This window comes from Variovorax sp. CF079 (assembly GCF_900101545.1).
Classification (GTDB): domain Bacteria; phylum Pseudomonadota; class Gammaproteobacteria; order Burkholderiales; family Burkholderiaceae_C; genus Variovorax.
Genome location: NZ_FMZU01000021.1, coordinates 134,426 through 144,637 on the forward strand (window position 1 = coordinate 134,426; position 10,212 = coordinate 144,637).

The 10,212-nt window shown below is 68.9% G+C and carries 12 protein-coding genes; 4 read left to right on the top strand and 8 right to left on the bottom strand.

The window, feature by feature from the left end:
* Nucleotides 1-33: 33 nt before the first annotated feature.
* From BLS74_RS25895 to apaG, 5 genes are all read right to left on the bottom strand, one after another.
* Complete coding sequence (locus tag BLS74_RS25895) at nt 34-951, bottom strand: aspartyl/asparaginyl beta-hydroxylase domain-containing protein (protein WP_093110023.1); 918 nt, start codon at nt 949-951, stop codon at nt 34-36.
* A gap of 119 nt (nt 952-1,070) precedes the next feature.
* Nucleotides 1,071-2,051, bottom strand: coding sequence for a thiamine-phosphate kinase (gene thiL, locus BLS74_RS25900; RefSeq protein ID WP_093110024.1), 981 nt, complete (start codon nt 2,049-2,051; stop codon nt 1,071-1,073).
* A 7-nt stretch (nt 2,052-2,058) separates the two neighbouring features.
* On the bottom strand, nt 2,059-3,183 hold the full coding sequence (locus BLS74_RS25905) for a YbdK family carboxylate-amine ligase (protein ID WP_093110042.1): 1,125 nt from the start codon (nt 3,181-3,183) through the stop codon (nt 2,059-2,061).
* Nucleotides 3,184-3,257: 74 nt separating this feature from the next.
* Nucleotides 3,258-4,526 carry a cation:proton antiporter gene (locus tag BLS74_RS25910; protein ID WP_093110025.1) on the bottom strand — a complete coding sequence of 423 codons (1,269 nt, stop codon included), beginning with the start codon at nt 4,524-4,526 and terminating at the stop codon, nt 3,258-3,260.
* A gap of 64 nt (nt 4,527-4,590) precedes the next feature.
* Nucleotides 4,591-4,986, bottom strand: a complete 396-nt coding sequence (apaG, locus tag BLS74_RS25915) for a Co2+/Mg2+ efflux protein ApaG (RefSeq protein WP_093110026.1) — start codon at nt 4,984-4,986, stop codon at nt 4,591-4,593.
* Between the two features lie 156 nt (nt 4,987-5,142).
* Here apaG and rpe point away from each other — a divergent pair, with 156 nt between their 5' ends.
* Nucleotides 5,143-5,838, top strand: a complete 696-nt coding sequence (rpe, locus tag BLS74_RS25920; RefSeq protein WP_093110027.1) for a ribulose-phosphate 3-epimerase — start codon at nt 5,143-5,145, stop codon at nt 5,836-5,838.
* On the opposite strand, the gene BLS74_RS25925 is transcribed toward rpe, so the two are convergent.
* The gene (locus BLS74_RS25925) at nt 5,828-6,091 is read right to left on the bottom strand and encodes a hypothetical protein (RefSeq protein WP_093110028.1); all 264 of its coding nucleotides are present in this window, start codon (nt 6,089-6,091) and stop codon (nt 5,828-5,830) included. The two genes, rpe and BLS74_RS25925, sit on opposite strands and share 11 nt — an antisense overlap.
* Nucleotides 6,092-6,183: 92 nt before the next feature.
* On the opposite strand from BLS74_RS25925, the gene BLS74_RS25930 reads away from it, so the two are divergent.
* The 3 genes from BLS74_RS25930 (at nt 6,184) to BLS74_RS25940 (ending at nt 8,157) form a co-directional block, all read left to right on the top strand.
* Nucleotides 6,184-7,173, top strand: a complete 990-nt coding sequence (locus BLS74_RS25930; RefSeq protein WP_170855707.1) for a M14 family metallopeptidase — start codon at nt 6,184-6,186, stop codon at nt 7,171-7,173.
* Between the two features lie 85 nt (nt 7,174-7,258).
* A complete protein-coding gene (locus BLS74_RS25935) occupies nt 7,259-7,885 on the top strand; it encodes a sensor histidine kinase (RefSeq protein ID WP_093110030.1) in 627 nt (208 codons plus the stop codon).
* Between the two features lie 23 nt (nt 7,886-7,908).
* Complete coding sequence (locus BLS74_RS25940) at nt 7,909-8,157, top strand: hypothetical protein (protein ID WP_139191740.1); 249 nt, start codon at nt 7,909-7,911, stop codon at nt 8,155-8,157.
* On the opposite strand, the gene BLS74_RS25945 is transcribed toward BLS74_RS25940, so the two are convergent.
* Together BLS74_RS25945 and bamA are read right to left on the bottom strand one after the other, a co-directional pair.
* The gene (locus BLS74_RS25945) at nt 8,135-8,956 is read right to left on the bottom strand and encodes an intradiol ring-cleavage dioxygenase (protein ID WP_093110032.1); all 822 of its coding nucleotides are present in this window, start codon (nt 8,954-8,956) and stop codon (nt 8,135-8,137) included. The two genes, BLS74_RS25940 and BLS74_RS25945, sit on opposite strands and share 23 nt — an antisense overlap.
* Nucleotides 8,957-8,985: 29 nt before the next feature.
* The coding region (gene bamA, locus BLS74_RS25950) for an outer membrane protein assembly factor BamA (protein ID WP_093110033.1) at nt 8,986-10,212 on the bottom strand (1,227 nt) is incomplete at its 5' end.

Here is a 10,212-nt window from a genome sequence, read left to right on the forward strand (position 1 = left end):
TAACAACGCACACTTGGGCGCGCGCGCCGGCGCTCAGAAGAAGAGCAGGTAGAACAGGCCGCCGAAGATCAGCCACTTGACGGCGTAGTAGCTCGGCTTGTTCCAGGCCTTCAGGCGCTTGCCCAGCACGCGGATCTTGTAGATCTGGGCGAAAGCCTTGTTCAGGCCGCCGATCGGCTCGCCGTCCACGTTCTGCGTGGCCGCGGCCTTGATCATGCGCCAGCCGATCTCGCGATTGATCCAGCGCGCCAGCGGATTGTTGAGCGGCCGTTCGATGTCGCAGAACAGGATCAGCCGCGTTTCATCAGTGAGGTTCTCGGCGTAGTGGATGTAGGTCTCGTCGAACATCACGGCCTCGCCGTCCTTCCAGTGGTAGGACTGGCCGTCGACGAAGATGCGGCAGCTCGGCGCATCCTGCGGCACCTTGAGCCCCAGGTGGTAGCGCAGCGAACCCGCGAAGGGGTCGCGATGCCGCACCAGCTTGCTGCCCGGCGGGAGGATGGCGAACATCGCCGCGCGCACCGAGGGAATGCCGGCGAGAAGGTCGGTGGTCTTCGGGCACAGGCCGCGGGCCGAAGGCAGGAAGTCGCCGTACCAGTTGAGGTAGAAGCGCTTCCAGCCGGTGCGGAAGAAGGAGTTGAAGCCGATGTCGGTGTAGCCGGCCGCGGCGCGGATATGGCCTTCGTCAAACAGGCTCAGGCCCTCGTCGCGGATGGTCTGCCAGTTGTTCTTCAGGACGTCGAGTTCGGGGAACTGCTTGAGGTCGATGTAGGGCTTCGACGGCACCGAAGAGAACCAGTACATCAGCACGTTGAGAGGGGCCAGGAAGGTTGAGTGGTCGCTCAGCTGGCGGCCGATCCGGTGCCGCACCTGGCCGCGGAAGTGCACGTAAAGGCCCGCGCTCAGGAAGGCCAGGGGAATCAGAAGTTTGTAGGAGAGGAAACTGGGCATGGGAGGGGACGCAAGAAGATGCGTCGAAAGTCGGCGGCCGGCAGGCGGGCCGGCCGCCAGCATACCTGCTGCGGCCGGTTTTCGCACGCGAGCCGCCGCCGCTCTTGCCTGGAGCGCGCTCAGGCGAAGTGGTCGAAGGCGCTGAAGCGCTGCGCGATCGCCGTGCCCTGCGCATCGACGATGCGCAGGCCCGGCGCGGCCTCGATGCGGCCGATGCGCGCGACCGGGGTCGCGCTGCGGCGGGCGGCTTCGAGCACCGCGGCGCTCGCGTCCTGCGGCGCGCTGAAGAGGAGTTCGTAGTCGTCGCCGCCGGCGAGCGCGCAGGCGCGCCGCAGTTCCGGGCTGAGCACCGCCGCATTCGCCGGATCGGCGCAGACGGCGATCAACGCGGCCGCGGCGTCGGCGTCGAGCGTCGCGCCCACGCCGCTGGCCGCCAGGATGTGGCCGAGGTCGCCGACCAGCCCGTCGCTGAGATCGACCGCTGCCGTCGCGATGCCGCGAAGCGCCTGCCCCAACGCCACGCGCGGCTCGGGTTGCTCCATGCGCGTGCGCGCCAGTTCGAAGAGCGCGGCCGGCAAGGCGAGCGTGCCGCGGAAGACCTCGAGCGCGAGCCGCGCATCGCCGAGCGTGCCGCTGACCCAGAGTTCGTCGCCGGGTTTTGCACCCGAGCGCAGCAGCGCCGCCCCGGCCGGCACCTCGCCGAAGGCGGTGATGCAGAGATTGAGCGGGCCGCGCGTGGTGTCGCCGCCGACCAGTTCGCAGTCGTGCGCATCGGCCAGCGCGTACATGCCGCGCGAGAAGGCTTCGAGCCAGGCCTCGTCGACCGCCGGCAGCGAGAGCGCCAGCGTGAAGGCCAGCGGCTTCGCGCCGCAGGCCGCGAGGTCGCTCAGGTTGACCGCCAGCGCCTTGTGGCCGAGCCGCGCCGGGTCGACGGTCGAGAGGAAGTGGCGGCCTTCCACCAACATGTCGGACGACACCGCGAGCTGCATGCCCGCGGCCGGCGCGAGCAGGGCGCAGTCGTCGCCCACGCCGAGCGGGGAGCGCTTCGCGGGGCGCTTGAAGTAGCGTGCGATGAGATCGAATTCGCCGAGGCTGCTCATGCCGATCTCACTCGGCTCCGCCGCGAAAACGCAGGGCCGCTTGTCGCACGACTTCGGCCAGCAGGCGCTCCTTGCCCTGCCGTTCGCGCAACCAGCGCGCGTCGTTGCGATTGGCCTCGACGCTGGTGCGCAGCTCGCCCAGCGCTTGCGTGGCGTCGAGCGCCTCGCTGTGCCATTCGAGCTGCGTCATGGTCATGAGGATGTGGTCGCGCAGCGGCATGTGCTCGCCGCTCGCGGGGTCGACGTAGAGCGCGTCGAGCCCGAAGCGGCAGGCCTGGAAGCGGTTGTAGGTATAGACCAGGTAGTCGTCCTCGGTCGGCGTGAAGGGCTGCTCCTGCAGGAACCAGGCGGCCAGCGACTGCACGTAGCCGGCCAGCGCCGCGGCGCGCTCGACCGTGAGCGGCGTGTCGAACACGCGGATCTCGATGGTGCCGAACTCGGGCTTGGGCCGGATGTCCCAGTAGAAGTCCTTCATGCTGCGCACGACGCCGGTGCGGGTCATGCGCTCGAAGTAGTTGCCGAACTCCTTCCACGACAAGGTGAAGGGCGCGCGGCCAGACAGCGGGAAGGCGAACACCGAGTTGAGCCGCGCCGAGTCGAACTGCGTGTCCTGCCCCTGCACGAAGGGCGAGGAGGCCGACAGCGCGATGAAGTGCGGGATGTAGCGCGACATGCGGTGCAGCATCAGCAGCGCGCCGTCGGCATCGGGGCAGCCGATGTGCACGTGCTGGCCGAAGATGGTGAACTGCTTCGACAGGTAGCCGTAGAGCTCGGACAGCTCGCGAAAGCGCGGCTTGTCGTAGATGCGCCGCTCGTGCCACTGCTGGAAGGCATGGGTGCCGCCGCCGACCACCGCGATGTTGAGCTTGTCGGCGTTCTTCACCAGCGCGTCGCGGATCGGCGTGAGCTGGGCGATCACGTCCTTCGCCGAATGGCAGATGTCGGTCGAGATCTCGATCATGCTCGAGGTCATCTCGGGCACCACGCTGCCGGGCAGCGGGGTCTGCGCCATCAGGCGCAGCATGTCCTCGGCATAGGGCGCGAGGTCGTAGTCGTGGGTGTTGACCAGCTGCAGCTCGAGCTCGACGCCGAGTGAGAGCGCGACCGACTTGTTGAAGGGCTCGAGCGGCACCACGCGGCTCGACGGCGAGGCGGGCAGGGCGGGGGTGCCGTCGGCGCGCAGGTCGGTGGTGGTGGTCACGTCGCTCATCGTTGCGTGTCCTCCGTCGTGCTGAACGCCTCGGGCGTCCAGGGTTGGGAACTCTCGCCGGCGCCGTGGATGGCGATGGTGGCGAGCACGGCGCCCAGCACTTCCATCAAGAGGATCGCCGGCAATGCGATCTGCGTGATCATCGCACCCAGGAGCGGCGATGCCGAGACGAAGGCGGAGGTGATCAGGAGCGCGATCGACGACAGCGGCGACATCGCGCAGCCGACCCAGAAGGCCTGCTTCCAGCTCGCGCCGCTGCCCGGATTGGCGATCGCGACGCCCGCGATCTTGGCGAAGGTGCGCACGCCGATCACCGCCAGCACCACGCTGGCGACCGGCAGGCTCCAGTCGGCCTGCGCGGCCACGATCGACACCAGCACGAACATCAGCATGGTGAGCAGCGAGGCCGCGGTGCCCAGCTGGCGCGGCCAGGCCCAGGGCTTGGGATGCAGCGCCTTCAGCAGCACGCCGCCGATCAGCGCCGCCAGCGGCGCCGAGCCGCCGAAGTGCGCGGCCAGCGCGGCGCCGGCGGCAATGATCGCGAGCAGCAGGATGGAGGTGTTCTCGCTGGCCGGGCTCATCACGCGCAGCGCCGAGCGCAGCGAGAGCGCCATCAGCGCGCCGACCACGAACGAAAGGCCCAGCACCACCGCCACCGGGTAGAGCTTCTGCAGCAGGCCCAGCGGCGCATGCTCGATCAGCCCGGCCTGCGCGTAGCCGAGGGCGAGCGCGTAGAAGGTGTTGAGGGTGGCCAGCGTCATGGCGCGCTCGGTCACCGGGCCCGAGGCGCGGGTGTCCATCACCACCCGGCTCAGCACGGCCGGCGAGGCGACGATCGCCATCAGCGCGATCGGATTGGCCACCGGGTCGGGCACATCGAGCCAGTGCAGCACCCAGAACACGCAGAAGTAGGTCAGCGTCGCCTCCAGCAGGCTCTGCACCAGCACCATCGGGTTGTGGCGGAACCAGCGCAGCGGCAGCCGGCCGCCGGCCTCGAACAGCACGATCGCCACGCCGAGCTCGAGCAGGAACAGGCTGATGCCCTGCAGCGGCCAGATCGCGCCCTCGAAACCGGCAAAGCCGACCACGGTGCCGACCACCGAGTAGCCGACCACCTTGGGCATGCCCATGTAGCGCTGCACCAGGTGGCCGGCCGCGGCGGCGGCCGCCAGCAGCAGCGACCACAGGACCGTGGGCAGGCCGGCCGAGGGCCGCACCCATTCGGCCCAGAAGCCCAGCAGATCGTTGGAAAAGAAGGACGTCATCAGGCGGGCAGATTCAAGACACCAGAGCGCGCACGGCGTTCATGGTTCGAAGAGAGGAGTTGCGTCAGTGCAGCACGCGCGAGACGGGCACACCGCCCGCGTCGGCTTCCAGCACGAACATGGGAATCGGGACGTCGAAGCGTTCGCCGCGCTCGGTCACGAAGAAATAGCTCCCGTGCATGGTACCGCTCGGCCCCTGCAGCCGGCATCCGCTCGTGTAGCGGAAGGACTGCCCCGGCGCCAGCAGCGGCTGCTGGCCGATCACGCCGAGGCCCTTGACCTCCTGCGTGTGTCCGGATGCATCGTTGATGAGCCAGTGGCGCGAGATCAGCTGCGCGGCCTCCTTGCCTGTGTTGGTGACGGTCACCGTGTAGGCAAAGGTGTAGACCCGGTCTTCGGGGGAAGACTGGTCTGGCAGGTAGCGGGGCTCCACCTGAACGTTCATCGGATTGCTGGACATCGCCGGAATGGTACCTTGCCCCCACGCTCCGTCACTGCGTGTACTCGCTGCCCCCCGAGGGGGTCGCTGCAGGCCGCCCGTCTGCGCGAAGCGCGGACTTCGCTGCGCTGGCGGCCCGGCGTCGGCCTGGACAAAGTCCCTGCGACAATCCAGGCCATGAGCAGCCCGTTCCGCATCGCCCCCTCCATTCTTTCGGCCGACTTCGCGCGCCTCGGCGCCGAAGTGAGCGACGTGATCGCCGCCGGCGCCGACTGGATCCATTTCGACGTGATGGACAACCATTACGTGCCGAACCTCACCTTCGGCCCCATGGTCTGCGAGGCGCTCCGGCCGCACGCGAAGACCGCCGAGGGCACGCCGGTGCCGATCGACGTGCACCTGATGATCGAGCCGGTCGATGCGCTTGCCGCCGCTTTCGCCCAGGCCGGGGCCGACTACATCAGCTTCCATCCCGACGCCTCGCCGCACGTGCACCGCAGCATCCAGGCCATCAAGGCGGCCGGCTGCAAGGCCGGGCTGGTGTTCAACCCGGGCGCGGGGCTGGAGCCGCTGGACTGGGCGATCGACGAGATCGACCTGATCCTGATCATGAGCGTGAACCCGGGCTTCGGCGGCCAGAGCTTCATCGATTCGGCGCTGCGCAAGATCGAACTGGCGCGCAAGCGCATCGAAGAGACCGGGCGCGACATCCGGCTCGAAGTCGACGGCGGCATCAAGGTCGACAACATCGCCCGGGTCGCGAGCGCGGGCGCCGACACCTTCGTGGCCGGCAGCGCGATCTTCAATGCCAAGGACTACGCGAGCGTGATCTCGGCCATGCGCGCTCAACTGCAGGCTCCGCTCACGGCTTGAGCTGGTCGTTGTAGACGCGGTCCGTCACCGGCCCGCGGTCGGTGTCGACCACGCCGCGCTCCACGTCCTCCAGCGCCTGGCGGCCCACGCGCGGGGCGCCGCTGCCGTCCTGGTTCTGCTGGCTGTCCGAGGATTGGTCGCGCTCGTGCGGCAGGCGCGGCGCCGATTCGCCGCCCTGTTCGACCTTGGTCTTTCCGCCTACAGCGTCCTTCGCCGGATCGGTCTTCGCGGGGGCTTTGGGCTTGCGGGCCATGGCTTGCTCCTTTGTCATCGGGTGGTTGTCGCACGGCGAAGCGCCTAGCCCGGTAGGACCGCCATGCGCCGCGTTGTAGGATGGCCGACGAGATGAGCCCGCAACCCACCGACACCCTTCGCATCCACGGTTACGCCGCCTTGCAACCGGGCCCGCGGCTCATGGTGCTGGGCGGCGTGCATGGCGACGAGACCTGCGGCACTGCCGGCATCGAGCGCGTGGTGGCCGAGCTCGACGCAGGTTCGCTGCAGCTGCTCTGTGGCCAGCTCACGATGGTGCCGGTTGCCAATCCGCTCGCGCGCCGACTGGGCCGGCGCGAAGGCGAGCGCAATCTCAATCGGCTGTTCCGTCCGAGCCGGCCGGGCCTCGATCCGGCCGACTACGAAGGCCGCATCACCGACCTGCTGTGTCCGCTGCTCGACCGGCACGAGGTGCTGCTCGACCTGCATTCCTTCCAGAGCGCGGGCGAGGCCTTCGCGATGATCGGCCCGCGCGACAACACCGGCACGCTCGAACCCTTCGCACGCGCTTTCGAAGAAGGCCAGCTCGCGCTGCACCTGGGCACCCCGCGCGTGGTCGAGGGCTGGCTCGACATCTATGCGGCCGGGCTCGCGCAGCGCGCCGGCGGGCAGCCGGCCGACGAGGCGGCGCTGGCCTTCGGCTGGGGCACCAACGAGTACATGCGCAGCCGCGGCGGCTATGGTGTCACGCTGGAATGCGGGCAGCACGAGGACCCGGCCGCGCCCGAGGTGGCCCACCGGGCGATCCTGGCGGCGCTGCGCCTGCTGGGCATGATCGCGCCCGATCCTCAGGCAGCGCCGCCGGCGGCACCCTCCCTGCTGCGGCTGGTCAGCGTGACCGATCGTCTCGACGAAGAAGATCAGTTCGTGCGCGAATGGGCCACCTTCGACCCGGTGGCGAAGGGCGAGCCCATCGGCGTGCGCGCCGACGGCAGCGTGGTGCAGGCCGATCGCGACGGCTTCATCGTGTTCCCGAATTCGGCCGCGCTGCCCGGCACCGAATGGTTCTATTTCGCGGTCGAGAGCGAACGCGACCTGAGCCGGCCCCTGCCGGGCGCCTGAGGCGCGAAAGCGCCCGCCGCCTCCCAATTTCCTCCGTTTTTGCCGGCGAGCATCGGGTGCCTGTCACCCATTCGGAGCTATTCCCATGGCACTTTCGCCCGCCGTCGGCGTTGCCCTCAGCCTGAGCTGTTTGTTCGCTGCGCTGCCGCGCGTCATCGCCAGGCGCGAGGCCCGCGCCGCAAGTCCCGCCGACGTGCGTTTCGAGCCCGTCGAGCGCCGCTGCATCGATCTGCGGCAGCTGCTCGAGGAGATGCCCCGCGCAAGCGGTGCGGTGCTGCGAGCCGCCGGCATCGAGATCGATCAACGCTTGCCGGATGGCGCACTCTGCGTCTGGGCCGACGCGGAGGAGTTGCGGCGCATGCTCGCGCACATCGTGCGCCTGGCCTGCGATGCCATGCCGCGCGGCGGCGTGCTGCGAATACTGGCGCGTTCCGAAGGCGCGCAGGCCGCGGTGAGCTTCATGGACTCGAGCCTCGCGTCGGAGCAGCCCCGGCTGGCGCCGATGTTCGATCGCCTGTCTGCCGCGCGGCAGAAGGCGGACCCGGCCGACAGCGAGATCCGCGAGTGCGCCGTGCTGTCGCGGCGGATCGCCGATCGCCATGGCGGCCGCCTGTACGCCGCGCCCTCGTTGCTCGGCGGTCTCGGGATCACCTTGCGCATGCCCTTGGCGAACGTCGATGCGGCACCGGCGCCATGGGGTGCGCTGTCATGATGGCCGGCGATGCCCGGCAGCCCATGCATGCAAAGAGCGGCCCCCCGGATGGGCTCGATGCGCGTGCGATCCTCGAGGCCGTTCTGCCCTATGCGGCAGCGCTGTGCTTCTTGCTGGCGGTCCTCGTCGCGGCGCTGGACGAGCGCCGTTGCGACGGCGCCGCTGCTGACCCCTCGACGCTGGCGCCATTGATGTCGACCGCCCAACCGGCGCCGGCTGCCGACGGCGAATGCAGGCCGCAAGCCGGCGTCAGCGGCGCGCCGACGGAATAAGCGCGGCCGTGCGAGCGCTGCCTTGCAGCGCCTGCGGCCGGCCCGGGCCCGGCATGTCGGGCATCCCGGCGCCGTGGGGCGGGCGCCCGCCCGGGACCGGCGGACGATCGATCGCCGGGCGGGCCGCCGGATCCACCACCAGCGTCAGCGTGGCCACGTACTGCTTGCCTTCCTCGCGCACGGCACCGATCGTCGTGCCGCCGGCCTGGAGCGCGATTCCGTCGTTGCTGTTCAAGGTATCGCGAAGGCTGGCGCGCCGGTACTGCGGCAGCTGGGTGTAGAGGAACTCGCTGAGCGCATCGGGCAGGAAGAACTGCGAGGTGAGCACGGCGCGCGTTCCGTTCCGCACCTTGAAATGGATGTGCGTGGTGCGGCCCGCGTACCAGCCCGGATAGATGGTGCTGAACACGGCGCCGCCGTCATGGGCGGTGGGCTGGCTGCCCCGCAGGAAGGTCTTGCCCTGCATCGACAGCCCGCGATCGTCGCCCTGGCCGTCATAGCCCGAATAACGGCCTTGCGCATCGCAGTGCCAGATGTCCACGCGCAGTCCGGGCAACGGCTTGCCGTTTACGTCCAGCACGGCAAAGCGCACCTCGAGCGGTACGCCTTCGAGGCCTTCGGTGACGTCGGAGCGGACTTTGAGCGCGTCGAAGTAGTAGGGGCCCTCGGTCGTTGCGGCGGTCAGCGGCAGCTTCGGGGCCGCGGCTTGCGCGGCGGGGGCGGCGGCGGCCAGGCCCGCGGCGCCCAGGCTTGCGAGCAGGCTGCGGCGGCGCAGCGTGGGGTGTTGGTCTTGTGTCATGGATCTCTTGTTGCTGAAGTTTCGAATGCTCAGAAAGAGGTTCCGATCTGGAACTGGATTCGCTGAGTCCGGTCCGCGGCAATGCCGTTGGCATCGTCCTGCTTCTGGTAGTTGATCGGAACCGCATAGGCCAGGCGCAGAGGACCAAGCGGGGAGATCCAGCTGATCCCCAGCCCCGCGGAGGTGCGGATCCGGTTCTGCGCGCGCCATTGCGCGTCGGTCATGCCGGCTGTGCGCTCGGCGAAGACATTGCCCGCGTCGAAGAAGCTGTAGAGACGCAGGGAGCGGTCGTTGCCCGCGCCGGGAAAGGGCGTGCTGAACTCCATGTTGAAGATGGCCTTGCGCGTGCCGCCCAGCGCGCCGGCCGTGACGGCATCCCGCGGCCCCAGCGAGTTCTGCTCGAAGCCGCGGATCGAGCCCAGGCCGCCTGCATAGAAGTTCTTGAAGATGGGAAAGTCCGTGCCGCCCAGCGCGTTGGCATAACCGAGCTGGCCGTTGACGGCCAGCGTGTACTGCTTCGACAGCGGGAAGTACTGCTGGTACTGGTAGCTGCTCTTCATGTAGCGCACGTCCTTGCCCACGCCCAGCTCGAGGTTGGCGCTCTGCAGCTTGCCGCGGGTCGGCACCAGTGCGCTGTCGCGGTCGTCGCGCGACCAGCCGATGGTGAAGGGAACGGTGTAGATGCTGTTGTTCGCGCACGTGACGCTGGGTGCAGTGCCGGTGCACTGGAAGTAGTCGAGGTAGGCCTGCGGCGTGGCGGTGTAGACATAGCTGCCGTTGACCAGCGTGTAGCTGCCATTGCTGCCCGGCGTGAAGACGTAGCGCTCCAGGCCGGCGCCGAAGTAGACCGTGTCCAGCTCGCCGAAGGGCACGCCGAACTTCACCGAGCCGCCCTGGCTCACCAGCTTGTAGTTGCCGTCGGCCTCGTAGTACGGGCGGGTCGAGGTGTGGAAGAGATTGATCGTGCGGGAGATCCCGTTCATCGTGAAGTAGGGGTCGGTGGCGGTGAGCGAGACGGTCCTGCTGTAGGAGCTCGTGTTGACCTGCAGCCCCAGGTAGTTGCCGGAGCCGAACACGTTCTCCTGGGTGATGCCGAAGCTGAGCGAGATCTTGTCGGTGCTCGAATAGCCCGCGCCGAGCTGCAGCGCGCCCGTGGGCTTCTCGGCCACGTTGATCGTCAGGTCGACCTGGTCCGGCGAGCCCGGCACCTCCTGCGTCTCCACATTCACCTCGGTGAAGAAGCCCAGGCGGTCCAC